This window comes from Pseudomonas cichorii (assembly GCF_018343775.1).
GTDB lineage: Bacteria > Pseudomonadota > Gammaproteobacteria > Pseudomonadales > Pseudomonadaceae > Aquipseudomonas > Aquipseudomonas cichorii.
Genome location: NZ_CP074349.1, coordinates 4,953,142 through 4,978,165, shown reverse-complemented (window position 1 = coordinate 4,978,165; position 25,024 = coordinate 4,953,142). Strand labels below are relative to the sequence as shown.

At 58.0% G+C, this 25,024-nt stretch carries 25 protein-coding genes and 1 other RNA gene; 20 read left to right on the top strand and 6 right to left on the bottom strand.

The window, feature by feature from the left end; translation table 11 throughout:
- Nucleotides 1-71 precede the first annotated feature (71 nt).
- The gene (cysN, locus tag KGD89_RS21150; protein WP_025261760.1) at nucleotides 72-1,970 is read left to right on the top strand and encodes a sulfate adenylyltransferase subunit CysN; all 1,899 of its coding nucleotides are present in this window, start codon (nucleotides 72-74) and stop codon (nucleotides 1,968-1,970) included.
- A gap of 87 nt (nucleotides 1,971-2,057) precedes the next feature.
- On the opposite strand, the gene KGD89_RS21145 is transcribed toward cysN, so the two are convergent.
- Nucleotides 2,058-2,495 (bottom strand): YhcB family protein, encoded by a 438-nt coding sequence (locus KGD89_RS21145; protein ID WP_025261759.1) that lies wholly within the window; start codon nucleotides 2,493-2,495, stop codon nucleotides 2,058-2,060.
- A 144-nt stretch (nucleotides 2,496-2,639) separates the two neighbouring features.
- Here KGD89_RS21145 and KGD89_RS21140 point away from each other — a divergent pair, with 144 nt between their 5' ends.
- From KGD89_RS21140 to zapE, 3 genes are all read left to right on the top strand, one after another.
- Nucleotides 2,640-3,269, top strand: coding sequence for an alpha/beta hydrolase (locus KGD89_RS21140; RefSeq protein ID WP_025261758.1), 630 nt, complete (start codon nucleotides 2,640-2,642; stop codon nucleotides 3,267-3,269).
- Nucleotides 3,270-3,296: 27 nt separating this feature from the next.
- The gene (locus KGD89_RS21135) at nucleotides 3,297-4,643 is read left to right on the top strand and encodes a tryptophan--tRNA ligase (protein WP_025261757.1); all 1,347 of its coding nucleotides are present in this window, start codon (nucleotides 3,297-3,299) and stop codon (nucleotides 4,641-4,643) included.
- Nucleotides 4,644-4,706: 63 nt separating this feature from the next.
- Nucleotides 4,707-5,801, top strand: coding sequence for a cell division protein ZapE (gene zapE / locus KGD89_RS21130; protein WP_025261756.1), 1,095 nt, complete (start codon nucleotides 4,707-4,709; stop codon nucleotides 5,799-5,801).
- A gap of 117 nt (nucleotides 5,802-5,918) precedes the next feature.
- Here zapE and KGD89_RS21125 read toward each other — a convergent pair whose 3' ends face one another.
- Entirely contained in the window at nucleotides 5,919-6,815 is an 897-nt protein-coding gene (locus KGD89_RS21125) for a GlxA family transcriptional regulator (protein ID WP_162883735.1), read from the bottom strand.
- Between the two features lie 462 nt (nucleotides 6,816-7,277).
- On the opposite strand from KGD89_RS21125, the gene rplM reads away from it, so the two are divergent.
- The 7 genes from rplM to KGD89_RS21090 all read left to right on the top strand — a co-directional run bounded on the left by rplM (nucleotide 7,278) and on the right by KGD89_RS21090 (nucleotide 12,233).
- The gene (rplM, locus tag KGD89_RS21120) at nucleotides 7,278-7,706 is read left to right on the top strand and encodes a 50S ribosomal protein L13 (protein WP_025261754.1); all 429 of its coding nucleotides are present in this window, start codon (nucleotides 7,278-7,280) and stop codon (nucleotides 7,704-7,706) included.
- A 14-nt stretch (nucleotides 7,707-7,720) separates the two neighbouring features.
- A complete protein-coding gene (rpsI, locus tag KGD89_RS21115; RefSeq protein WP_025261753.1) occupies nucleotides 7,721-8,113 on the top strand; it encodes a 30S ribosomal protein S9 in 393 nt (130 codons plus the stop codon).
- A gap of 252 nt (nucleotides 8,114-8,365) precedes the next feature.
- Nucleotides 8,366-8,959, top strand: a complete 594-nt coding sequence (gene petA / locus KGD89_RS21110) for a ubiquinol-cytochrome c reductase iron-sulfur subunit (protein ID WP_025261752.1) — start codon at nucleotides 8,366-8,368, stop codon at nucleotides 8,957-8,959.
- A complete protein-coding gene (locus KGD89_RS21105; RefSeq protein WP_025261751.1) occupies nucleotides 8,959-10,170 on the top strand; it encodes a cytochrome b in 1,212 nt (403 codons plus the stop codon). The genes petA and KGD89_RS21105 overlap by 1 nt, the downstream gene beginning before the upstream one ends.
- A complete protein-coding gene (locus KGD89_RS21100) occupies nucleotides 10,170-10,952 on the top strand; it encodes a cytochrome c1 (protein ID WP_025261750.1) in 783 nt (260 codons plus the stop codon). The genes KGD89_RS21105 and KGD89_RS21100 overlap by 1 nt, the downstream gene beginning before the upstream one ends.
- A gap of 229 nt (nucleotides 10,953-11,181) precedes the next feature.
- Nucleotides 11,182-11,799: a glutathione S-transferase N-terminal domain-containing protein gene (locus KGD89_RS21095; protein WP_025261749.1), complete on the top strand. Its 618-nt coding sequence runs from the start codon at nucleotides 11,182-11,184 to the stop codon at nucleotides 11,797-11,799.
- A gap of 17 nt (nucleotides 11,800-11,816) precedes the next feature.
- A complete protein-coding gene (locus tag KGD89_RS21090) occupies nucleotides 11,817-12,233 on the top strand; it encodes a ClpXP protease specificity-enhancing factor (protein WP_025261748.1) in 417 nt (138 codons plus the stop codon).
- Nucleotides 12,234-12,279: 46 nt separating this feature from the next.
- Here the strand turns inward: KGD89_RS21090 and KGD89_RS21085 are convergent, their stop codons facing one another.
- The 4 genes from KGD89_RS21085 to KGD89_RS21070 form a co-directional block, all read right to left on the bottom strand.
- Nucleotides 12,280-12,858 (bottom strand): BON domain-containing protein, encoded by a 579-nt coding sequence (locus KGD89_RS21085; protein ID WP_025261747.1) that lies wholly within the window; start codon nucleotides 12,856-12,858, stop codon nucleotides 12,280-12,282.
- Complete coding sequence (locus tag KGD89_RS21080) at nucleotides 12,855-13,448, bottom strand: phosphoheptose isomerase (RefSeq protein WP_025261746.1); 594 nt, start codon at nucleotides 13,446-13,448, stop codon at nucleotides 12,855-12,857. Before KGD89_RS21080 ends, KGD89_RS21085 begins: the two co-directional genes overlap by 4 nt.
- 160 nt (nucleotides 13,449-13,608) lie before the next feature.
- Nucleotides 13,609-13,980 carry a YraN family protein gene (locus tag KGD89_RS21075; protein WP_038400025.1) on the bottom strand — a complete coding sequence of 124 codons (372 nt, stop codon included), beginning with the start codon at nucleotides 13,978-13,980 and terminating at the stop codon, nucleotides 13,609-13,611.
- Nucleotides 13,980-15,794 carry a penicillin-binding protein activator gene (locus KGD89_RS21070; protein WP_025261744.1) on the bottom strand — a complete coding sequence of 605 codons (1,815 nt, stop codon included), beginning with the start codon at nucleotides 15,792-15,794 and terminating at the stop codon, nucleotides 13,980-13,982. Before KGD89_RS21070 ends, KGD89_RS21075 begins: the two co-directional genes overlap by 1 nt.
- Before the next feature lie 355 nt (nucleotides 15,795-16,149).
- On the opposite strand from KGD89_RS21070, the gene rsmI reads away from it, so the two are divergent.
- The 9 genes from rsmI to mraY all read left to right on the top strand — a co-directional run bounded on the left by rsmI (nucleotide 16,150) and on the right by mraY (nucleotide 25,024).
- Complete coding sequence (rsmI, locus tag KGD89_RS21065) at nucleotides 16,150-16,944, top strand: 16S rRNA (cytidine(1402)-2'-O)-methyltransferase (protein ID WP_236249453.1); 795 nt, start codon at nucleotides 16,150-16,152, stop codon at nucleotides 16,942-16,944.
- A gap of 83 nt (nucleotides 16,945-17,027) precedes the next feature.
- Nucleotides 17,028-17,386: RNase P RNA component class A (rnpB, locus tag KGD89_RS21060), an RNA gene on the top strand.
- Nucleotides 17,387-17,696: 310 nt separating this feature from the next.
- Nucleotides 17,697-18,152, top strand: coding sequence for a division/cell wall cluster transcriptional repressor MraZ (gene mraZ, locus KGD89_RS21055; protein ID WP_025261742.1), 456 nt, complete (start codon nucleotides 17,697-17,699; stop codon nucleotides 18,150-18,152).
- A gap of 2 nt (nucleotides 18,153-18,154) precedes the next feature.
- Entirely contained in the window at nucleotides 18,155-19,096 is a 942-nt protein-coding gene (gene rsmH, locus KGD89_RS21050; RefSeq protein WP_074568851.1) for a 16S rRNA (cytosine(1402)-N(4))-methyltransferase RsmH, read from the top strand.
- Entirely contained in the window at nucleotides 19,093-19,386 is a 294-nt protein-coding gene (gene ftsL / locus KGD89_RS21045; RefSeq protein WP_025261740.1) for a cell division protein FtsL, read from the top strand. Before rsmH ends, ftsL begins: the two co-directional genes overlap by 4 nt.
- Complete coding sequence (locus KGD89_RS21040; protein WP_162883734.1) at nucleotides 19,386-21,116, top strand: peptidoglycan D,D-transpeptidase FtsI family protein; 1,731 nt, start codon at nucleotides 19,386-19,388, stop codon at nucleotides 21,114-21,116. The genes ftsL and KGD89_RS21040 overlap by 1 nt, the downstream gene beginning before the upstream one ends.
- Complete coding sequence (locus KGD89_RS21035) at nucleotides 21,116-22,579, top strand: UDP-N-acetylmuramoyl-L-alanyl-D-glutamate--2,6-diaminopimelate ligase (RefSeq protein WP_025261738.1); 1,464 nt, start codon at nucleotides 21,116-21,118, stop codon at nucleotides 22,577-22,579. Before KGD89_RS21040 ends, KGD89_RS21035 begins: the two co-directional genes overlap by 1 nt.
- Nucleotides 22,572-23,939, top strand: coding sequence for a UDP-N-acetylmuramoyl-tripeptide--D-alanyl-D-alanine ligase (locus KGD89_RS21030; RefSeq protein WP_025261737.1), 1,368 nt, complete (start codon nucleotides 22,572-22,574; stop codon nucleotides 23,937-23,939). The genes KGD89_RS21035 and KGD89_RS21030 overlap by 8 nt, the downstream gene beginning before the upstream one ends.
- On the top strand, nucleotides 23,939-25,024 hold the full coding sequence (gene mraY, locus KGD89_RS21025) for a phospho-N-acetylmuramoyl-pentapeptide-transferase (protein WP_025261736.1): 1,086 nt from the start codon (nucleotides 23,939-23,941) through the stop codon (nucleotides 25,022-25,024). Before KGD89_RS21030 ends, mraY begins: the two co-directional genes overlap by 1 nt.

Sequence of the window (25,024 nt, the reverse complement as noted above, 5' to 3'; positions counted from 1 at the left end):
AACAAAATTTCTGACTAGTTGTACGCCGACAAGCTTGCCGCTTGAAGCTTACAGCTTGGAGCTTGAACCCTATGAGCCATCAATCCGAATTGATCAGCGAGGACATCCTCGCCTATCTGGGCCAGCACGAACGCAAGGAAATGCTGCGCTTTCTTACCTGTGGCAACGTCGATGACGGCAAGAGCACGCTGATCGGGCGTCTGCTGCATGATTCCAAGATGATCTATGAAGATCACCTGGAAGCCATTACCCGCGACTCGAAGAAGTCTGGTACCACTGGCGATGACGTGGATCTGGCGCTGCTGGTGGATGGCCTGCAGGCCGAGCGTGAGCAGGGCATCACCATCGATGTCGCTTATCGCTATTTCTCGACCGCCAAGCGCAAGTTCATCATTGCCGATACGCCGGGCCACGAGCAGTACACCCGCAACATGGCGACCGGTGCATCGACCTGCGATCTGGCGATCATTCTGGTCGACGCTCGTTATGGCGTGCAGACCCAGACCCGTCGTCACAGCTACATCGCCTCGTTGCTGGGCATCAAGCACATTGTCGTGGCCATCAACAAGATGGACCTCAAGGGCTTCGATGAGGGCGTCTTCGAGTCGATCAAGGCCGATTACCTGAAGTTTGCCGAAGGTCTGGCCTTCAAGCCGACCACCATGGCGTTCGTGCCGATGTCGGCCCTCAAGGGCGATAACGTGGTGAACAAGAGCGAGCGTTCGCCCTGGTACACCGGCCAGTCACTGATGGAAATTCTCGAAACCGTCGAAATTTCCAACGACCGCAACTACTCGGACCTGCGTTTCCCGGTGCAGTACGTCAACCGCCCGAACCTGAACTTCCGAGGTTTCGCCGGTACCCTGGCCAGTGGCATCGTGCACAAGGGCGATGAGATCGTCGTGTTGCCATCGGGCAAGAGCAGTCGCGTCAAGTCCATCGTCACCTTCGAAGGTGAGCTTGAACAGGCCGGTCCGGGTCAGGCCATCACCCTGACCATGGAAGACGAAATCGATATCTCCCGTGGCGACCTGCTGGTGCATGCCGACAACGTTCCGCAAGTCAGCGATGCGTTCGATGCCATGCTGGTGTGGATGGCTGAAGAGCCGATGCTGCCGGGCAAGAAATATGACATCAAGCGCGCTACCAGCTATGTGCCGGGCTCTATTGCCAGCATCACGCACCGCGTTGATGTGAACACGCTGGTCGAAGATCCTGCCAGTGCCTTGCAACTGAACGAGATTGGTCGGGTCAAGATCAGCCTCGATGCGCCTATCGCGCTGGACGGTTACGAAAGCAACCGCACCACCGGTGCATTCATCGTTATTGATCGCTTGACCAACGGCACCGTTGCGGCAGGCATGATTATCGCCAAACCAGTCAGTGCTGGCGGCGCAAATCACCATGGCGAACTGGCTCACGTATCGACTCAGGAGCGTGCTCAGCGTTTCGGCCAGCAACCGGCTACCGTGCTGTTCAGCGGCCTGTCGGGCGCAGGAAAAAGCACGCTGGCCTATGCGGTCGAGCGCAAGCTGTTCGACATGGGGCGTGCGGTTTATGTCCTCGATGGCCAGAACCTGCGTCACGACCTGAACAAAGGCCTGCCACAGGACCGTGCCGGTCGTACCGAGAACTGGAGTCGTGCTGCTCACGTGGCTCGTCAGTTCAATGAAGCCGGTCTGCTGACCCTGGCAGCCTTCGTTGCGCCGGATGCCGAAGGCCGCGAGCGCGCCAAGGCGCTGGTTGGCAAGGAGCGTCTGCTGACGGTCTACGTCCAGGCTTCGCCAACCGTCTGTCGTGAACGTGATCCGCAAGGCCTGTATGCCGCCGAAGGCGACAACATTCCAGGTGAGTCCTTCCCGTACGACGTACCGCTGGATGCCGATCTGGTGATCGATACCCAGTCGTTGAGCGTGGAAGAGAGCGTCAAGCTGGTACTGGACTTGTTGCGCACCCGCGGCGCGATCTAAGTTCTTCGCGAATTTATTCGCGAAAAGGGCCCCAACAAAAAAGCCCGCCATTCGATCTGAATGGCGGGCTTTTTGTTTATCGGTCGCTTACGGCTTTTTCAGACCGTAATGCTCATCCAGCATGCCCGGCGTGTTGGGTGCCTTGGGCGCGTAGTCCTTTGGTGCTTCGCTGTCACGTGGCGGTGTAAGACGGTCGCGAGGCGTTTGATTGGCCTCGGGGTGCAAGGCCGCCAGCAGGCGTTGGCGGGTCAGTTCGTCAAGGGCCAGACGGTTGGCGCCCTCGGCGAGATGTTCCTGTACTTCCTGATAGCTTTGCGAAAGTTTCTGTACCAGGGTAGCCGTGCTGTTGAAGTGAGTGACCACCTCGTTCTGATAGGTATCGAAGCGCTCCTGAATGCTGTCCAGCTGGCGCTGGGTGTTATTCGGAACGGTATTGGGCAGCAGACGTGCGACCAGGAAACCAATGACGACACCGGCAACCAGGGCAAGAGTCGGCAACAACCAAACTAAGAGCGAGTGTTCCACGAGTCCTTCCTCTATAAACGGCTTTGCTTTACGTTAACGGCTCTAACCTGCGCTGTATACCCGCGACGCGTCGCTTATATGTCAGCCACAGACAATCAGCTAGACGAGTCGATCCATTTCGAGGTCACGGAGTTTATTTTGTCCATGCGTGAAACCCCCGTATTCATTGATGGCCCCGAAGGTCAGCTTGAGGCGCTTTATCAGGATCTGCCCGATGCTGTGGGCCTGGCGCTGATTTGTCATCCTAACCCGATCCAGGGCGGGACGATGCTCAATAAAGTGGTTTCGACGCTGCAGCGTACTGCACGCGATGCCGGTCTGGTTACGTTACGTTTCAATTATCGTGGCGTCGGTGCCAGTGCAGGCACTTCGGTTGCCGGGCCGGAAGAGGTGGAGGATGCGGTTGCCGTCGCGCAGTGGCTGCGTGAACAACAGCCGGATCTGCCCATCACGCTGCTGGGGTTTTCCTTTGGCGGTTACGTGGCGGCGACACTCGGCGGGCGTCTTGAAGCGCAGGGAGAGCAACTGAAGCATCTGTTTCTGGTGGCCGCTGCCGCATCGCGTCTGAAAGATCAGAGCGTGCTGCCGCAGAACTGCCCGCTGACCGTCATTCAGCCGGAAACCGACGAAGTCGTGGACCCTGAAATGGTCTATGCATGGTCTGCGCTTCTGCAACGTCCCCATGAGCTGCTGAAAGTGGCAGAATGCGGACACTTTTTCCACGGCAAGCTGACCGACCTGAAAGATCTGGTCCTGCCGCGTCTCTCGAATTGATTGCAGCCATAGAATAAGCGACCTGCCATGACTACTCGTATCCTGACCGGTATCACCACCACCGGCACTCCCCATCTGGGCAATTATGCGGGCGCGATTCGCCCGGCCATCGTCGCCAGTCGCCAGAAGGATGCCGATTCTTTTTACTTCCTGGCGGATTACCACGCCTTGATCAAGTGCGACGACCCGCAGCGCATTCAGCGCTCGCGTCTGGAAATCGCCGCGACCTGGCTGGCTGCCGGTCTGGATGTCGATCGTGTGACCTTCTACCGCCAGTCCGATATCCCCGAGATCCCGGAACTGACCTGGTTGCTGACCTGTGTGGCTGGCAAGGGCCTGCTCAACCGGGCTCATGCCTATAAGGCTTCCGTGGACAAGAACGTCGAGGCCGGTGAAGACCCGGATGCCGGCATCTCCATGGGCCTGTTCAGCTATCCGGTGCTGATGGCTGCCGACATTCTGATGTTCAACGCCCATAAAGTGCCGGTCGGTCGTGACCAGATTCAGCACGTTGAAATGGCCCGTGATATCGGCCAGCGCTTCAACCACCTGTTTGGCAAGGGCAAGGAGTTCTTCGTCATGCCTGAAGCCCTGATCGAGGAAAGCGTTGCGACGCTGCCAGGTCTGGATGGGCGCAAGATGTCGAAGAGCTACGACAACACCATTCCGTTGTTCAGCAGCGCCAAGGACATGAAGGACGCTATCTCGCGCATCGTCACCGACTCCCGTGCCCCGGGCGAAGCGAAGGATCCGGACAACTCCCATCTGTTCACGCTCTATCAGGCGTTCTCCAGTGCTGAGCAATCGGCCGAGTTCCGTTCCGAGTTGCTGCAGGGGCTGGGTTGGGGCGAGGCCAAGAGTCGTCTGTTCAAACTGCTGGATGGCGAGCTGAGCGAAGCCCGCGAGAAGTATCTGAGCCTGATCGAGCGGCCTGCCGACCTGGAAGACATCCTGCTCGCCGGTGCCCGGAAAGCCCGTCGTGCCGCGACGCCGTTCCTCGAAGAGCTGCGTGAAGCGGTGGGCCTGCGCTCTTTCCGCACGGTTGCGCAGAATGTCGAAACCGGCAAGAAAAAAGCCGCCAAGGGCGCACGGGTTGTGAGTTTCCGTGAGGAAGACGGCAGTTTCCGTTTCCGCCTGCTGGCTGCCGATGGTGAGCAGTTGCTGCTGTCGGACAAGTTCGCTGATGGCAAGACGGCAGGTGCTGCCAGTAAAAGTCTGCTTGGGCCAACCGAGCCAATCATCATTGCCGGCGATCTCCACTTTGAGGTGGCTTTTGGCAATGCCAAGGCTGAAAGCCCTCAGTTTGAAAGTGCCCAAGCGGTACAGGCCGGTATAGAGCGCTTGCTGGCTGAGCTCAAAGCCTTGCAGGATTGATTGCCATTCCCCCGGGCCGTCGCTACAGTGTCGGCCCGCTTTTTTGTTGCCTTGTTAGCGAATATGACGCCTCTAGAACGATATCAAGCAGATCTGAAACGCCCTGACTTCTTCCACGATGCCGCGCAGGAAAACGCTGTGCGTCACTTGCAGCGTCTGTACGAGGATCTGGTTGCTGCGAATAACAGCAAACCGGGCATGTTCGGCAAGCTGTTCGGCAAGAAAGAACCGACCCTGGTCAAGGGGTTGTACTTCTGGGGCGGCGTGGGCCGGGGCAAGACCTATCTGGTTGATACGTTCTTCGACGCCCTGCCGTTCGAGCAGAAGGTGCGGACTCACTTCCACCGCTTCATGAAGCGTGTGCACGAAGAGATGAGAACCCTCAAGGGCGAGAAAAACCCGCTTGTCCTCATCGCCAAGCGCTTTTCCGATGAGGCGCGGGTGATTTGCTTCGACGAATTCTTCGTCTCCGACATTACCGATGCCATGATCCTTGGCACCTTGATGGAAGAGCTGTTCAAGAATGGCGTGACCCTGGTCGCGACGTCCAACATCGTGCCCGATGGCCTGTATAAGGACGGCCTGCAGCGTGCCCGCTTCCTGCCAGCCATTGCCTTGATCAAGCAGAACACCGATATCGTCAACGTCGACAGCGGCGTCGACTATCGCCTGCGCCATCTGGAGCAGGCCGAACTGTTCCACTTCCCGCTCAATGACGTCGCCGAGGAAAGCCTGCGCAAAAGCTTCAAGGCGCTGACGCCCGACTGCGCGCAGACCATCGAAAACGATGTGCTGATCATCGAGAATCGCGAGATTCGCGCCTTGCGCACTTGTGATGACGTAGCGTGGTTCGATTTCCGTGAACTGTGCGACGGGCCTCGCAGCCAGAACGACTACATCGAGTTGGGCAAGATCTTCCACGCTGTGCTGCTGAGCGGTGTCGAGCAGATGAGCGTCACCACCGACGACATTGCCCGCCGCTTCATCAACATGGTCGACGAATTCTACGACCGCAACGTCAAGCTGATCATCTCGGCCGAGGTTGAGTTGAAGGACCTGTACACAGGCGGTCGTCTGACGTTTGAATTCGCACGTACCCTGAGCCGCTTGCTGGAAATGCAGTCCCACGAGTTTCTGTCGCGGGCGCATAAGCCTTAGGGGCAGTTGCAAGCTTCAAGTTGGAAGCTGCAAGTAAAGGCAGGTTGCGTACTGCTTTGCTTCTGCTTTTTCTTGCTGCTTGTAACTTGCGGCTTGCAGCTTTTCAGCATGCCGCCCTCAGGCGGCCTGCTGAAACTGCTGCCTGTACTGATTCGGCGACAGTTCGGTGTGTTGGCGGAACAGGCGCGCGAAGAAGCTCGCATCGTCGTAGCCAATTTCGTAGCTGATGGTCTTGATGCTTTTGCGCGTGCCCGATAACAGGCCCTTGGCTGTTTCGATGCGCAGGCGTTGCAGGTAATGCAGTGGCTTGTCGCCGGTAGCGGCCTGGAAGCGGCGCATGAAGTTGCGGATGCTCATGCCGTGGTTGCGGGCCACGTCTTCAAAGCGGAACTTGTCTGCAAAGTGCTCTTCAAGCCAGTGCTGGATCTGCAGGATGATGACGTCCTGATGCAGCTTCTGGCCGCCAAAACCTATCCTTCCCGGTGAATAACTGCGCCGCACCTCGTAGAGAATGTCGCGGGCCACGGCCTGGGCGACGTTCGAGCCGCAGAAGCGCTCGATCAGATAGATATACAGATCACATGCTGACGTGGTGCCGCCTGCGCAATACAGGTTGTCGGCGTCTGTCAGGTGCTTTTCCTGATTGAGCAGGACTTTGGGAAACCTCTCGCTGAACGTATTGAAGAAGCGCCAGTAAGTCGTGGCTTCCTTGCCGTCCAGCAGGCCGGCTTCGGCCAGCCAGAAAACCCCGGTGGCCTCACCGCACAGCACGGCGCCGCTGGCGTGCTGTTCGCGCAGCCATGGCAGAATCTGCGGGTATTGCTGCAACTGGCTGTCGAAATCGTCCCAGAATGCCGGGATGACGATGATGTCGCTTTCGCACAGTGGGCCGTCTACAGGCAGGGTGACGTCGCTGAAGCTGCCGACGGGCATGCCGTCCGGGCTCACCAGGCGAATTTCAAAGGCGGGCTTGAGGCCGTGTCCCAGTTGCTTGCTGTACCGCAGGCTGGCCAGATGGAAGAAGTCCTTGGCCTGCATCAGGGTGGAAGCGAACACTTTGTCAGTGGCAAGAATGCTTACGCGCCGCAGCGGGGCGGTGTGTTGAATCGGCATGATCTTTTGTTCTTATATGGAATAGTGGTCAAACAACGGCTGAATCGTCTTATTTTTTCGCGAGTGTGTCTAGCCTCAATAACCGTGACTTCCAGGCCGGCCAGCCTCATGGCTTGCCTGTCAGAGCACTAAACAGGTCGTGGGTTGAAAATCAGGTTGAGGTTATTTTTTCAGCCTGTATAATCCGCCAGCTCTTTGCAGTGGAAGTGATGCGCCGTCTGCCGAAGAATCTTGCCGTATAACGGACGCGCTGACCCGAGCCCCCGATAGCGTCTGTTTCCGGCTGCCTTTGACTTGTCAAAGTACGCACTATTCAGTAAGATCCGCCGTCTCATTTTCAGGCGGCCCCTGAGGCTATAAAGAATGAAAACTTTTACTGCTAAACCGGAAACAGTTAAGCGCGACTGGTTCGTCGTCGACGCTGCTGGTCAGACCCTGGGTCGTCTGGCCACCGAAATCGCGAGCCGTCTGCGTGGCAAGCACAAACCGGAATACACTCCGCACGTCGATACCGGTGATTACATCGTCGTTATCAACGCTGAGCAAATCCGCGTTACCGGTGCTAAAGCTTCCGACAAGATTTACTACTCTCACTCCGGTTTTCCGGGCGGGATCAAATCGATCAACTTTGAAAAGCTGATCGATAAAGCTCCTGAGCGCGTGATCGAGACCGCGGTCAAAGGCATGCTGCCTAAGAACCCGCTGGGTCGCGACATGTATCGTAAGCTGAAAGTCTATGCGGGCGCTGTACACCCTCATACTGCTCAGCAGCCCCAAGAACTGAAGTTTTAACGGAATAGTTCATTATGTCGGCGACTCAAAATTACGGCACTGGCCGTCGCAAGACCGCAACCGCACGCGTTTTCCTGCGTCCGGGCACTGGTAACATCTCGATCAACAACCGTTCTCTGGACGTGTTCTTCGGCCGCGAAACTGCCCGCATGGTAGTTCGTCAGCCGCTGGAACTGACCGAAACTGTTGAGAAGTTCGACATCTACGTCACCGTTATCGGTGGCGGTGTAAGTGGTCAAGCTGGCGCAATCCGCCACGGTATCACTCGCGCTCTGATGCAATACGACGAAACTCTGCGTAGCGCCCTGCGTAAAGCCGGTTACGTTACTCGTGACGCTCGTGAAGTTGAACGTAAGAAAGTTGGTCTGCGTAAAGCGCGTAAGCGTCCGCAGTACTCGAAGCGTTAATTCGCACTTCGTTCAAAAAGAACGCCCAGCCTCTTCGGAGCTGGGCGTTTTTTTATGCCTGTCAAATATGTGTGACAACGTGCCACATGGCTGTAACCCTTGATTTACAAGATTTCCTACTTTTTGTACGGTCTTATTACCTTGTTAAATGAAGGGTTTTTATTTACCATCCGGCCAAATCTATAAGCAGCTAGATTGAGTTTAAGTAGACGCCTGCTCAAACAGGCCACATAGCTGATGGGAGAGGACGGAATGAGCAATGACGGCGTGAATGCAGGCCGGCGTCGCTTCCTCGTGGCAGCCACATCCGTGGTTGGTGCAGCAGGAGCGGTGGGGGCTGCGGTCCCGTTCGTGGGGTCATGGTTCCCCAGTGCCAAGGCGAAAGCCGCGGGGGCACCGGTCAAGGTGAATATCAGCAAGATTGAAGCAGGGCAGCAGATGATTGCTGAGTGGCGCGGTCAACCGGTATTCATTGTTCGTCGCACCAAAGAGATCCTGGATAACCTCGGCAAGATCACCGGTCAGTTATCCGATCCCGAGTCCAAGGCTTCTGTTCAGCCTTCGTATGTTGACCCCGTGGTTCGTTCGATCAAGCCGGAAATCCTGCTTCTGGTCGGCCTTTGTACGCACCTGGGTTGTTCGCCGACCTTCCGTCCTGAAGTCGCGCCTGTCGATCTTGGCAAGGACTGGGTGGGAGGCTATTTCTGTCCTTGTCACGGCTCTCATTACGATCTGGCCGGTCGGGTCTACAAGTCTCAACCCGCGCCACTGAATCTGCCAGTGCCTCCGCATTCCTATGAGTCGGACAGTGTGATTGTCATTGGCGTCGATAAGGAGGGTGCGTGATGAGCAAGTTCATGGATTGGGTCGATGCTCGCTTCCCGGCGACAAAGATGTGGGAAGACCATCTCAGCAAGTATTACGCTCCAAAGAATTTCAACTTCTTCTACTTCTTCGGCTCTCTGGCGCTTCTGGTTTTGGTCAATCAGATCCTCACCGGAGTCTGGCTGACTATGAGCTATACGCCTTCGGCTGAAGAGGCGTTCGCTTCCGTCGAATACATCATGCGTGACGTCGAGTACGGCGCGATTCTGCGTCTGCTGCACTCCACGGGGGCCTCCGCCTTCTTCATCGTGGTCTACCTGCATATGTTCCGTGGCTTGCTCTACGGCTCGTATCAAAAGCCGCGTGAACTGGTCTGGGTGTTCGGCATGCTGATTTACCTGGCGCTGATGGCTGAGGCTTTCATGGGCTACCTGCTGCCCTGGGGACAAATGTCGTACTGGGGTGCCCAGGTGATCATTTCGCTGTTCGGCGCCATTCCGGTCATCGGTGACGACCTGACCCAATGGATTCGTGGCGATTACCTGATTTCCGGTATCACCTTGAACCGTTTCTTTGCTTTACACGTGGTCGCTCTGCCGATCGTGGTGCTGGGCCTCGTGGTGTTACACATTCTGGCGTTGCATGAAGTGGGCTCCAACAACCCGGATGGTGTGGATATCAAAAAGCTCAAGGACGAGAACGGTATCCCTCTGGATGGCATTCCTTTCCATCCTTACTACACCGTGAAAGACATTGTCGGCGTAGTGGTATTCCTCTTCGTCTTTTGCTCCATCGTGTTCTTCTTCCCTGAAATGGGTGGCTACTTCCTCGAAAAACCCAACTTCGAAGCGGCCAATCCTTTCAAAACGCCGGAACACATTGCGCCTGTCTGGTACTTCACGCCGTTCTACGCGATCTTGCGGGCGATTCCGGACAAGCTGATGGGGGTTATCGCCATGGGAGCGGCCATTGCGGTGCTGTTCGTGCTGCCTTGGCTGGACCGAAGCCCGGTCAAGTCCATGCGATACAAGGGGTGGATGAGCAAGCTCTGGCTGCTGTTGTTCTGTGTCTCTTTCGTGATCCTCGGCGTGCTGGGCGTTCTGTCGCCGACTCCCGAGCGCACGCTGCTGTCGCAGATCTGCACCTTTCTGTACTTCGCCTACTTCATTCTGATGCCGTTCTATACCCGGCTAGAGAAGACCAAACCGGTTCCAGAAAGGGTGACTGGCTGATGAAAAAGCTATTGGCTGTATTGATTCTCGCGATTCTGCCTGTCTTTTCATTCGCCGCTGAACATGGCGGTCCGGAACTGGAAAAGGTCGATATCGATGTCTCCGACAAGGCTGCGATGCAGGACGGTGCACGGACGTTCGTCAACTACTGCATGGGCTGTCACAGCGCCAAATACCAGCGCTACGAGCGTGTGGCCGATGATCTGGGGATTCCCCATGAGCTGATGCTGGAAAAGCTGGTGTTCACCGGTGCCAAGATCGGCGACCACATGAACACCGGCATGCAGTCGAACGATGCCAAGACCTGGTTCGGTGCTGCGCCGCCTGACCTGACGCTGGTGGCGCGTGTGCGTGGCACGGACTGGCTCTATGGCTATCTGCGCTCGTTCTACGAGGACCCGGCTCGACCATTGGGTGTGAATAACCGAGTGTTCCCCAACGTCGGCATGCCTAACGTGCTGGCGAGCCTTCAAGGTCGGCAGGTGGTGGGTTGCAAGCAGGTCCAGGTGGTTGAAGAGGGCAAGAAGCAATATGACCCCCTTACCGGTGCGCCGCTGACTCACGAGGCTTGCGATCAACTGACCATCGTGCCGAAAACCGGTAGCCTGACTGCAGAGCAGTTCGACGAGAAGATCAAGAATCTGGTGACCTTTCTGGCCTATTCAGCCAATCCGGTTAAACTGCAGCATCAGCGTATAGGCACTTATGTGCTGCTTTATCTGGCCTTCTTCTTTGTTTTCGCGTATCTGCTCAAGCGCGAATACTGGAAAGATGTTCACTGATCGAGCAGTTGTAGCTTCGCACTGACACAAGCGCTCCAGTGGAGTCTCCATTCGGATAGTGATTGCGAGGCGGGTATAGTAGCGGCGCAAGATTGCAGAATTTACTTCGCGTAAATGAGCTATCTTGTCGCCCGCGACGACGACCTGTCTTTGCGCGGTCATAATCGGGGGCCCACTGGGGCGCGTTCGTTTGTCTGCCTTATAAATTTAACAAGCGAGGAGGATCGCCATGGGCGTGACCAATCGGTTGGCCTGTTACTCCGACCCCGCCGACCACTATTCCCATCGCGTGCGCATCGTGCTCGCTGAGAAGGGTGTCAGCGCCGAGATCATTGATGTGGTTGCGGGTCGTCATCCGCCCCAGCTCATCGAAGTGAATCCGTATGGCAGCGTGCCAACCCTGGTTGATCGTGACCTGGCGTTGTACGAGTCTACGGTGGTGATGGAATATCTTGATGAGCGTTACCCGCATCCGCCCTTGCTGCCGGTTTACCCTGTGGCGCGTGCAAATAGTCGCCTGCTGATTCATCGGATTCAGCGCGACTGGTGTGGACTGGTGGATCTTATTCTGGATTCGCGCAGCAAAGAGTCTGCCCGCGTACAAGCGCGCAAGGAATTGCGCGAAAGTCTGACCGGTGTTTCGCCGTTGTTTGCGGAAAAACCTTTTTTCCTCAGTGACGAGCAAAGCCTTGTCGATTGCTGTCTACTGCCCATACTCTGGCGTTTGCCAGTCTTGGGTATCGAATTGCCACGGCCTGCCAAGCCGTTGCTTGATTACATGGAGCGCCAATTTGCGCGCGAGGCATTTCAGGCAAGCCTGTCTGTAGCCGAACGTGAGATGCGCTAAGGCTTAAGGAGCCGTTGATGAACTCCAGTCGCCCTTATCTGATTCGTGCTCTCTATGAGTGGATCGTCGATAACGATTGCACACCACATATATTGGTCAATGCGGAGTACCCGTCGGTGCAGATCCCTCAGGGTTTTGCCAACGATGGGCAGATTGTCCTGAACGTTTCACCCAGTGCTGTGCGTCATTTGCACATGGACAACGAAGCGGTCAGTTTTGAAGGCCGCTTCGGCGGTGTGCCGCATGCCTTGTATGTTCCCATTGGCGCCATTCTGGGTATTTATGCCCGGGAAAACGGCCAAGGCATGGTCTTCGATCTGGAGCCTCCGATGGAGGAAGAAGACGAGATCGAGCTGGAAGAGGATGCGCCACCACCACCGGACAGCGAGCCTCCGCGTCCTAGCGGCAGGCCGAGTCTGAAAGTTGTGAAATAAAAAAAGGCGATCCATCCGGATCGCCTTTTTTAATGCCGCCAGGTTATCAGTCGATGTACTCGAACAGCCTGACGATTTTCTGCACACCGGATACGCCCTGCACCAGATTGGTGGCGCGATTGGCTTCATCCTGAGTGAGCAGGCCGAGCATGAAAACGATCCCGTTTTCGGTCACGACCTTGATCCGAGAGCCGGGGATCGAGTTGTCCGCCAGCATCTGGGTCTTGATCTTGGTCGTCAGCCACGCATCGTTATTGCGTGCCAGCAGGGACGATGGCGCCATGACTTGAAGTTCGTTGTTGACCTTCTTGACTCGCTGCACAGAGCTGGCAGCCTGTTCGGCCAGGGCCTTGAGGTCTGCGCGAGGCGTCTGGCCAGCCAGCAGGACGATGCCGTTGAAGCTGGTGACGACAATGTGCGAGCCTTCGGCCAGATCAGGGCTGGCCTTGGAGATGTTCACTGCGGCTTTGGTTTCGATGAGGGAGTCATCGATCTTGCTGCCGAAAGTCCTGGTTCCCCGGTCGTCCTCGATCGGTTTGTCGCGTGCTGCTGTCAGAACCGAGCTGCATCCGCTGATGCCGAGGCACAGGGTCAGGACCAGTAGGCTGAGGCGATTAGGGGTCATTCTTCACTCCCGAACAGTTGGCTGTCGATCAGATCGCAAAGGCAATGGATCGCCAGCAGATGGACTTCTTGTATGCGTGCCGTGACATTGGCGGGGACGCGGATTTCTACGTCTTCCGGCAATAATAGCGATGCCATGCCGCCACCGTCGCGTCCCGTCAATGCTACGACAATCATTTCGCGATCATGTGCGGCCTGGATGGCTTGAATAATGTTCGCCGAGTTGCCGCTGGTGGAAATGGCCAGCAGCACATCGCCCGGTTGACCCAGGGCGCGAATCTGTTTGGAAAAGATTTCGTTGTAGCTGTAATCGTTGGCGATCGAGGTGATCGTCGAGCTGTCCGTGGTCAGCGCTATCGCAGGCAGGCTAGGCCTTTCACGCTCGAAACGGTTGAGCAGTTCGGAGGAAAAGTGCTGGGCATCGCCGGCAGAGCCGCCGTTACCGCAGGCAAGCATTTTGCCTTCGTTGAGCAGGGCGTTGACCATTACCTGGCTGGCTTGCTCGATAAAGGGTGCAAGGACGTCCATCGCCTGTTGCTTGGTGTCAATGCTGGCCTGGAACAGCCGGCGAATTCGGGATTGCATGTCCATCAATGTGACCTTAATGAGAGCGTACGGCGGCTGGTCGGGTGCGCTGCGGGGATCCCCGGCGGCTCACCACACACTGAATGTGCAGCCCGCAAATCAAATAGCAAAATGGGTGGTAAAGGGTGTTGCTGCGCGTCAGGTTTGCGATTGTCCGCTTGTTACATCAACTGTCGAATGCACTCTTGAGCCACGTCAGGGGAGCGGCCTTGCCTGGATCTCCATCGATAGCGATCACGTCGAAACGGCATGGATAATCGGCCCACTGTGACTCTTGTTGCAGGAACAGTTGTGCAGCGGTAATCAGTTTTTCCTGTTTGCGAAAATCGACGCTTTCCATGGCTCCACCCCAGCCTGAGTGGCGTCGGTAGCGAACTTCGACGAATACTACTGTATCGCCGTCGAGCATGACTAGATCAAGCTCGCCGCGTTTGCATGACCAGTTTTGGGTAATCGGGCGCAGGCCTTGTTGTTGTAGATACAGCAGGGCGCAGGCTTCTGCCTCGCGCCCTGCCTGTTGCCGGGTGTTGCCTGGCATCAAGGAGCGGTGTCCGGCAGGCGCTGGACCTTGCCATCGACAAACTCTGCCCAAGGCAGTTGACGCTCGACGCGGCGGCTCGGGCTCAGGCTCAAGCTGCCCGACAGGCCGTCGATGCGGCTTTCAGGCAGTGTCTTGAGCTGGCCAAGACGCGGAGCCAGGCGATAGGCGTCGATGCCCATGGCGTAGAGGCGGCCCAGGCTGCCCGATGCTTGTGGCCATTGAGCGGTCACTTGCTGGCGCAGAGGGTCGTTGGCATTGAGCAACCATGGGGTTTCGCAGAAGCGTACGCCGTTCAGGTCCAGATACTGAGCCTGATCGTTGCTGTTGGTGAACAGGTGAGAGGTGGCATAGACCGGAACGTCGCCAGCGTACTGGAACACCATGGTCGGCTTGATCTGCTGAGCCTGCTGTGGAGTTGCAGCCAGGAACATGAAGTCGATGTCCTGGCGGCGTGTAGGCTGGGCGGCAACCTGAGTGCCTACGGTGCTTTGCAGGCGCTGGGCGCGGCCTTCGCTGTTGCGCAACTGGAACAGGTCTGCGACTTGCTGGGCAAGCGCGACAGGCTGGTCGACGTGTTCGGCTGCGATCAGAGTGCCGCCCTTGGCTTGCCAGCTTTTGCGGAAGGCATCCAGTACGCGATCGCCCCATTCGCCTTTAGGCACCATGGCGACGGCGCTGCGTTTGCCGTCTGCCCAGGCGCGGCGTGCCACTTCCCGTGCTTCGTCTTCGGCGGCAAGGCCGAACTGGAACAGTTGTGCCGGGCCTTCGGTGTTGGAGTCGCTGTAGTTCAGGGCCAATGTGGTGATAGGCAGTTGCTGGCGGCTGTTCAGTTGTTTGACCAGATTCTTTTCCAGCGGGCCGACGACCAGTTGCGCGCCGGCAGCCTTGGCCTGACGATAGAAGTCATCCATCGATGTGACGCGCGAGCTGTCGAAGACCTGAATGGCTGGCGGGTTCTGACCAGCTTGCTGGGCCTGATAGTGCGCAGCCATGAAGCCTTCACGCAGCGCCTTGGCAACAGAGGCCAGTTGACCATCCTGTGGCAGCAGCAGAGCGATCTTGGTCAGCGGCTCGCTGGTCAGGGCGCGGAGCTGGGCGAGGGTGGTCGGCAGTTTCAAGGCGGCCGGATGTTGCGGGTTCTGTGCTTTCCAGCTGTCGATGGCGGCCTGTTGCTGCTCCAGCGTGCCGGCGCCCTTGACCGAGCGGGCCAGGCTCAGCCAGCCGCCCATGTCGTCGGTGGCAGTGCTTTGCAGTTGGTCGGCAGGCAGTGCTGCAACCAGTGCCCAGATGGCATCGTTGTTGGCGCTGGCGTCGTTGCCTTGCAGCAGCGGGCCTGCGAACACACGCTCGCGAGCTGCGGCCAGGGTCTGGCCATCGGCTTCGAGTGCGCGAGCCCGGACAGCGTGAGTGCGGATTTGCTGTTCAACCGACAGTTCGCCCAGACGTTGCAGGCTAGGGTGATCCAGTGCGGTCAGTGCAGCCTTTGGCTGGTTGCGACCCATGGCCAGTTCTGCAGTCAGGGTGCTGGCGAATACCTGCAGGCCGGGCTTCAACTGATCCAGAGGGACCTGGGCCAGAATCTGGGCGGCGCGGCCAGGATTGTTCTGGCGATTCGCCAGATCTGCGGCGCTCAAGCGCAACGGGGCGGCCTGATCCGGCGTCTTGGCAGCCGCAGCCTGTTCAAGCAATTGCTCGATGCTGGCGTCGGGGGTGCGAGGCAACTCACCAAGACTGGATGAGGGCGAGCTGGCGCAGGCTGCAAGAAGGGCAGCGAGGCAGAGGGCAGAGAACAGCCGCAGGCAGGCGATCATTGATGTGTTCCTGATACTCAAGCAAGTTAGCGGGGAATTGTACCCAAGCACTGGCCGGGGTGCGACTTCGAAGGTGTCGAAAGCGGTGATATTGGTCGTGTCGTAGTGCTCTATCGGCCAATACACTTGATTCGAGAGTGTTTCAGCATCTTGCGACGGGGCAGAATCATGGTTTTCCTTCCTTTTTTATGCCCATCCCTGAATGTGTTGCACCATGGGTCAGGGTCGTAGCCTGTACAATGTGGTTTTTTCAACCACCAAAAATGAGGTCTGCGCTTTGACTGCTCCGGTTGTTTCAAATTCCACCCTGGGTTCGCTTTATGTAGTGGCGACCCCTATCGGCAATCTGGACGACATGAGCGTGCGGGCCTTGAAAGTGCTGCGTGAAGTGGCATTGATAGCAGCAGAGGATACTCGCCACTCCTCAAGGCTGATGCAGCATTTTGGAATATCCACGCCTCTGGCTGCCTGTCATGAACATAACGAGCGTGACGAGGGTAGTCGTTTCATTACCCGTCTGCTGGCCGGTGACGATGTTGCATTGATCTCCGATGCCGGGACGCCGCTGATTTCCGATCCTGGTTATCACCTTGTCCGGCAGGCGCGGGCGGCGGGTGTTCAGGTGGTTCCGGTGCCGGGTGCCTGCGCCCTGATTGCGGCCTTGTCGGCAGCCGGCCTGCCTTCGGACCGTTTTATCTTTGAAGGTTTTCTGCCAGCCAAGGCCGTGGGTCGCAAGAGCCGGCTTGAAGTGCTTCGCGAAGAGCCTCGCACCTTGATCTTCTATGAGGCCCCGCACCGGATTCTCGAATGTCTTCAGGACATGGAGCAGGTGTTCGGCCCTGACCGTCCCGCATTGCTGGCGCGGGAGCTGACCAAGACGTTTGAAACCCTCAAGGGGCTGCCGCTGGCGCAACTGCGTGCCTTTGTCGAGGGCGACAGCAATCAGCAGCGTGGTGAATGCGTGGTGCTGGTGGCGGGCTGGACGCCGCCCGAGGATGAAGATGTGGTAGGTGCCGAGGCGCGCCGGGTTCTGGATCTGTTGCTCGAAGAGATGCCGCTCAAGCGCGCGGCCGCACTGGCAGCGGAAATCACCGGGGTACGCAAGAATCTGCTTTACCAGGTCGCACTGGACAAACAGAAGGATCAATAAGTTCCGTCTCGTGCGACAAATGCGCGTCATTCTGGCTTTTAATGCTTGTTCTTGACGCCTCGTCCCGATACCCTTGGCGGCGGAGAGTCGATTGGACAGTCGCTGCCTCTTGCTGCTTTGCAGTCAAGGGGGGGAGGAAAGTCCGGGCTCCATAGGGCGGAGTGCCAGGTAACGCCTGGGAGGCGCGAGCCTACGGAAAGTGCCACAGAAAATAACCGCCTAAGCACTTCGGTGCCGGTAAGGGTGAAAAGGTGCGGTAAGAGCGCACCGCACGTCTGGCAACAGTTCGTGGCAAGGTAAACCCCACTCGGAGCAAGACCAAATAGGGTTCCAAGGCGTGGCCCGCGCTGGAACCGGGTAGGTTGCTAAAGACGTCCAGTGATGGCCGTCGTAGAGGAATGACTGTCCTCGACAGAACCCGGCTTACAGATCGACTCTCCACCTTCTTCTCTCGACTGCTGTTAAAGCAGCGGTTTTTCTTATCCGTAATGCCAAAAAATTCTTACACTTAATAAATTACTTTAACTTTGAGCCGCAATCATTTGGGCGGCTTCGTATTTGCCTGTCAAAACCCGCGAAAATTTACCTCTCCCCCTCCAATACCGCTCCTAAATCTCCGAAATGTAAGGGGTTTCCTTAAGACCGTGCCTTGACGGTGTGGTGGGCGCATTCCTATAGTGTGCGCAAGTGGCAGAAAGTGGCACGAAGTGGGTTTTTTTAGCGCGAAAAGTTAAAAATCGGAGAGTGCGCCTGTGTTTCGTGGTGCCAACGCAATCAATCTCGATGCCAAGGGTCGTCTCGCCATGCCGAGCCGGTACCGTGACGAGTTGGATTCGCGTAGCTCCGGGCAACTTATCGTGACCATTGATGCCGTTGACCCCTGCTTGTGTCTTTATCCGCTGTCCGAGTGGGAACTGATTGAGGCGAAACTTCGTGAGCTGGCTACCTTTCGCGAAGAAAACCGCCGGTTGCAGAGGCTTTTGATTGGTAACGCAGTGGATCTGGAGCTCGACGGCAGTGGGCGTTTTCTGGTCCCGCCGCGTCTTCGTGAATACGCCAGGTTGGATAAGCGTGTGATGTTGGTTGGACAGCTTAATAAGTTTCAACTGTGGGGCGAGGATGCCTGGAATGCTGTTGCCGATGCAGACCTTGCAGCCATTCAAAAACCTGGCGCGATGCCTGATGAATTACGTGACCTGATCCTGTGACTATGAACAGCAGTTTTACCCACATCACCGTACTGCTCGAAGAAGCCGTCGAGGCTCTCGCTGTGCGCGCCGATGGCTGCTATCTGGACGGCACATTCGGTCGTGGCGGACATAGTCGCCTGATACTTCAGCATCTTGGGCCTGATGGCCGGCTGCTGGGGTTCGACAAGGATCCTCAAGCGATTGCCACAGGGCAAGCGCTGGCGGCCGAAGACGGCCGCTTTGTCATTGTGCAGAGAAGCTTTGCCGAACTGGGCTCCGAGGCTCAGGAACGCGGGTTGGCAGGCAAGGTCAGCGGCATTCTGCTGGACCTTGGCGTCTCCTCACCGCAACTGGACGATCCTGAGCGCGGCTTCAGTTTCATGAACGACGGCCCGTTGGACATGCGCATGGACCCGACTCGTGGCATCAGCGCTGCCGAGTTCATCGCCACTGCACCTGCAGAAGAGATCGCCCGGGTCTTCAAGGAATACGGTGAAGAGCGTTTCGCCAAGCGCATGGCCAATGCCGTGGTTCAGCGTCGCGAAATCCAGCCTTTCGAGCGCACTGCCGATCTGGCAGAAGTCCTCAAGGTTGCCAACCCTGCCTGGGAAAAGGGCAAGAATCCGGCCACGCGTGCCTTTCAGGGCCTGCGTATTCACGTCAACAACGAGCTGGGCGATCTGGAAGCCGGTCTTGAAGCGGCGCTGGACGCCCTTGAGGTCGGCGGTCGTCTGGTGGTCATCAGCTTCCACTCTCTTGAAGACCGCATCGTCAAGCTGTTCATGCGCAAGCTCGTCAAGGGTGAAGCTGACAACATGCCTCGCAACCTGCCGATCCAGTTCAAGGCCTTCGAGCCGAAGATCAAACTCATCGGCAAGGCGCAGTTCGCTTCGGACGAAGAAACCAGAGCCAATCCACGCTCGCGCAGCGCTGTCATGCGTGTGGCGGAGAAGCTCAGGTGAGCCGTCTGTTCCTCAAGCCATTGCCCGGCGGCAGCTTCATCATGCTGCTGCTGTTTCTTGCCGTCCTCGTTTCGGCAATCGGCGTGTCCTACAGCGCCCACTGGAACCGGCAGTTGCTTAACTCCCTGTACTCGGAAATGAGCGTGCGCGACAAGGCGCAGGCCGAGTGGGGACGCCTGATTCTCGAGCAGAGCACCTGGACGGCCCATAGCCGTATCGAGAACCTGGCCACCGATCAGTTGAAGATGCGCATCCCCAACGCTGCCGAAGTACGGATGGTGGCGCCATGATGAAACTTGAGGGTGCCCTGTATCCGTGGCGGTTCCGTGTGGTGGTGGGGCTGCTCGTCATCCTGGTGCTCGCCATCTGTTGGCGCATTATCGATCTGCAGGTCATCGATCACACCTTCCTCAAGGAGCAAGGTGATGCTCGCAGCGTCCGTCATATTCCAATCCCCGCTCACCGTGGTCTGATCACCGACCGTAACGGCGAGCCTCTGGCTGTCAGTACGCCTGTGACCACGCTCTGGGCAAACCCGCGTGAAATGCAGCAGGACAAATCCAAATGGCCGGTTCTGGCGACTGCTCTGGGGCAGGACCTCAAGGCCATGACCGAGCGCCTGGATTCTCAGGCCACCAAGGAGTTCATCTATCTGGTTCGCGGCCTGACGCCTGAGCAAGGGCAGTCTGTGCTGGACCTCAAAATCCCCGGTGTCTATGGCATCGAGGAATTCCGGCGTTTCTATCCGGCCGGTGACGTGACCGCACACATGGTCGGCTTCACCGACCTCGACGATCATGGTCGAGAGGGGGTCGAACTGGCCTATGACGACTGGCTCGCCGGGGTGCCTGGCAAGCGACAGGTCATCAAGGACCGCAGGGGACGACTTATCAAGGACGTCCAGGTAACCAAGAACGCCAAGGCCGGCAAGACCTTGGCTTTGTCTATTGATCTGCGCCTGCAATATCTGGCCACCCGCGAACTGCGTAACGCCATAGTAGAGAACGAAGCCAAGGCCGGTAGCCTGGTAATCATGGACGTCAAGACCGGCGAAGTCCTGGCCATGGTCAACCAGCCGACCTACAACCCGAACAATCGCCGCACCATGGTGCCTGCTGCAATGCGCAACCGGGCAATCATCGACGTGTTCGAGCCGGGCTCGACCATGAAGCCGATCTCCATGACCACCGCCCTGGACAGCGGGCGCTGGAAGCCGACCGACAAGGTCGAGGTTTATCCGGGTACCTTGCAGATCGGCAAGTACACCATTCGTGACGTGACCAAGACCGAAGGCCCGATCCTCGACCTGACCGGCATCCTCATCAACTCCAGTAACGTGGGCATGAGCAAGATCGCCTTCGACGTGGGCGGTGAAGCCATTTTCCGCACCATGCAGCGCGTCGGTTTCGGCCAGTACACCGGCCTCGGCTTCCCGGGAGAGCGCGTGGGCAACCTGCCGAACTACCGCGAGTGGCGCAAGGCTGAAACCGCGACCCTGTCCTACGGCTACGGTCTGTCGGTCACCGCCTTGCAACTGGTGCATGCCTATGGCGCACTGGCCAACAATGGCCGGATCGTGCCGCTGACCATTCTGAAAAGCGATACGCCGCCGACGGCCGTGCAGGCCATCCCCGAAAACACCGCCAAGACCTTGCAGGGCATGTTGCAGCAAGTGATCGAAGATCCGCGTGGCGTCTATCGCGCCCGTGTGCCGTCCTATCACGTGGGCGGCAAGAGCGGTACGGCGCGCAAGACGTCCATCGGCACCAAGGGTTACGCGGAAAACTCCTACCGTTCCCTGTTCGCCGGTTTTGGCCCGATGAGCAACCCGCGCTACGCGATCGTCGTTGTGATCGATGAGCCGAGCAAGGGTGGCTATTTCGGTGGTCTGGTTTCTGCCCCGGTATTCAGCAAGGTCATGTCTGGCACGTTGCGTCTGATGAACGTGACCCCCGACAACCTCGCCGCACCCCAAGAGCAGGTCAATGTTGCCCCTGTAGTGAAAGGAGGGCGTGGCTGATGGCTTTCAATCTGAGCAAGATTTTCGCTCAAACCGACCGCGATCCCCTGATTCGTGAGTTGACCCTCGACAGCCGTAATGTCCGGCCTGGAGATCTGTTCCTGGCAGTTCCCGGCATCAAGCTTGATGGCCGCGCCCACATTGCCGATGCCTTGCAGCGCGGTGCGGCGGCGGTGGCTTATGAGGTCGAAGGTTCGACCGTATTGCCTATCACCGATGTGCCGTTGATTCCGGTCAAGGGCCTGGCTGCGCAGTTGTCGGCCATTGCCGGTCGCTTCTATGGCGAGCCGAGTCGCGGACTGAATCTGGTGGGCGTGACCGGCACCAATGGCAAGACCAGCGTTACGCAACTGGTTGCCCAGGCCCTTGATCTGCTCGGCCAGCACTGCGGCATCGTTGGCACACTGGGGACCGGTTTCTATGGCGCGCTGCAAAGCGGTCGCCACACGACCCCCGATCCGATTTCCGTGCAGGCCACCATCGCTGACCTGAAAAAGGCCGGCGCTCGCGCCGTTGCGATGGAAGTGTCGTCCCACGGCCTCGATCAGGGACGTGCAACGGCCCTGGATTTCGACGTTGCCGTGCTGACCAATCTGTCCCGTGATCATCTGGATTATCACGGCACGATGGAGGCCTATGGTGCTGCCAAGGCCAAGCTGTTTGCATGGACGGATCTGCGTTGCCGGGTGATCAATCTGGATGACGGGTTCGGGCGTGAACTGGCCGAGGTGGAGCATGAGTCCCGACTCATCACCTACAGCCTCCAGGACAAGAGCGCATCCCTTTATTGCCGCGATGCGAAGTTCGATGACGATGGCGTACGCGCCACACTCGTCACTGCGCACGGCGAGCACTTTCTGCGCAGCCGTCTGCTGGGCCGTTTCAACCTGAGCAATGTGCTGGCGGCTATCGGCGCCTTGCTGGGGCTGGAATATGCGCTGGACGAAATTCTCAAGGTCCTGCCAAAGCTCGAAGGCCCGGTCGGACGCATGCAGCGTCTTGGCGGTGGCAACAAGCCTTTGGTCGTGGTCGATTACGCCCACACCCCCGATGCTCTGGAGCAGGTGCTAAACGCCTTGCGTCCGCATGCCAAGGGTCGCCTGTTGTGCCTGTTCGGTTGCGGTGGCGATCGTGACAGCGGCAAGCGTCCGCTGATGGCTGAAGTGGTCGAGCGTCTTGCCGATGGCGTCTGGGTGACCGATGACAATCCGCGCACAGAAGCGCCAGGCCGGATCTTCGACGATATCCGCCCGGGTTTCGTGAACGCCGCTGCGGTGCATTTCGTTGAAGGCCGTGGCCAGGCGATTGCCGAGCTGATTGCCAGTGCCGATGCGGCAGATGTTGTGGTTCTGGCCGGCAAGGGGCATGAGGACTATCAGGAAATAGGCGGTCAACGCCACGCGTTCTCTGACCTGGAAGAGGCCGCCAAGGCTCTGGCCGCATGGGAGCTTGCGCATGCTTAAAGCATTGACCTTCAGCGAACTGGTCGCGCCACTCGACGCTCGTCGTGTTGGCGACTGCAGTTTTACCGGTGTCAGCACCGACAGTCGCGCCATTCAGCCGGGCCAATTGTTCGTGGCTCTGACCGGCCCGCGCTTCGATGGCCACGAGTATCTGGATCAGGTTGCCGCCAAGGGCGCCGTAGGTGCTCTGGTCGAGCGGGAAGTGGAAGGCTCCACCTTGCCGCAACTGGTCGTGCTCGATACCCGCAAGGCACTGGCGCAACTGGGCGCGATCAATCGCAATGCCTTTGTGGACAGGCCTGTGGCGGCCATTACCGGTTCCAGTGGCAAGACCACGGTCAAGGAAATGCTGGCCAGTATCATGCGCACTCGCGGTCCGGTCCTGGCGACCCGTGGCAACTTGAATAACGAACTGGGCGTGCCTCTGACTCTGCTTGAACTGGCCCCGGAATATTCTTCGGCGGTCATCGAGCTGGGTGCCTCGCGTGTCGGCGAAATTGCTTTCACCGTCAGCCTGACAAAACCTCATGTCGCTTTGATTACCAATGCCGGGACTGCCCATGTCGGTGAGTTCGGTGGGCCGGACCGTATCGTGGAAGCCAAAGGCGAAATCCTCGAAGGGCTCGATGCCAGCGGCATTGCGGTCCTGAACCTGGATGACAAGGCTTTCCCGACCTGGCGTCTGCGCGTCGGCGAACGAAAGATCGTCAGCTTTGCCCTGAGCAACAGCCAGGCCGATCTGTACGCCAGCGATCTGGGGCGCGATGCACGTGGCTGCCCGAGCTTTCTGCTGCACAGCCCGCTTGGGACTGCGCAGGTGCAATTGAACCTGCTGGGCAAACATAACGTGGCCAATGCCCTGGCGGCAGCGGCTGGCGCCTTTGCGCTGGGCGTTACCCTGGACGGCATCGTCACTGGCCTGAACAACGTTCAACCGGTCAAGGGTCGCACCGTTGCACAAATCGCCAGCAATGGCGTGCGGGTGATCGATGACTCTTACAACGCCAATCCTTCTTCTATAAACGCCGCCGTCGATCTGCTTTGCGACTTCCCTGGCCGAACTGTCCTGGTACTGGGCGATATCGGTGAGCTGGGTGACTGGGCAGAGCAGGGTCACCGCGATGTGGGGGCCTATGCCGCCGGCAAGGTCTCGGCACTTTATGCCGTGGGTCCGTTGATGGCTCATGCCGTGAACGCCTTTGGCGAGCATGGGCGACATTTTGCCAGTCAGGCCGACCTGATTGCGGCGCTGGGCGCCGAGCAAGACCCCAATACCACTTTACTGATCAAGGGTTCGCGTAGTGCCGCGATGGAAAACATCGTGGCTGCCTTATGCGGTTCTAGCCTGGAGAAACATTGATGCTGCTGCTGTTGGCCGAGTTTTTACAACAGTTCCATAAAGGCTTTGCGGTCTTCCAATACCTGACCTTGCGTGGGATTCTCGGCGTGCTCACAGCCTTGACTCTGTCGCTGTGGCTGGGGCCGTGGATGATTCGTACCCTGCAAATGCGCCAGATCGGCCAGGCCGTGCGTAACGATGGTCCGCAATCGCATCTTTCCAAGTCCGGCACCCCGACCATGGGCGGTGCCTTGATCCTGTCGTCCATCGCTATCAGCACTTTGCTGTGGGCTGACTTGAGCAACCGTTATGTATGGGTGGTCCTGCTCGTCACGCTGCTGTTCGGTGGCATCGGCTGGGTCGATGACTATCGCAAGGTGATCGAGAAGAACTCTCGCGGCTTGCCAAGCCGCTGGAAGTATTTCTGGCAGTCGGTATTCGGCCTGTGCGCAGCGATCTTCCTTTACACGACTGCGCCGTCGGCAACCGAGACAACCCTGATCGTGCCGATGCTCAAGGATGTACGCATCCAGTTGGGCATGGTCGGTTTCATCGTATTGACCTACTTCGTCATCGTCGGCTCCAGCAACGCAGTGAACCTGACTGACGGCCTGGACGGCCTGGCAATCATGCCGACCGTGATGGTCGGTGGTGCGCTGGGTATCTTCTGCTACCTGTCGGGTAACGTGAAGTTCGCCGAATACCTGCTGATTCCCTATGTACCGGGCGCGGGTGAGTTGATTGTGTTCTCCGGCGCGCTGATTGGCGCGGGGCTCGGATTCCTCTGGTTCAACACTTATCCGGCCCAGGTGTTCATGGGCGACGTCGGTGCTCTGGCGCTGGGCGCTGCACTGGGCACCATGGCGGTGATCGTCCGTCAGGAGTTCGTCCTGTTCATCATGGGCGGCGTGTTCGTGATGGAAACCCTTTCAGTGGTCATTCAGGTTGCGTCATTCAAACTGACCGGTCGCCGCGTATTCCGCATGGCGCCCATCCACCACCACTTTGAACTCAAGGGCTGGCCTGAGCCGCGTGTGATCGTCCGTTTCTGGATCATCACCGTGATTCTCGTGCTGGTTGGCCTTGCAACGCTGAAACTGAGGTAG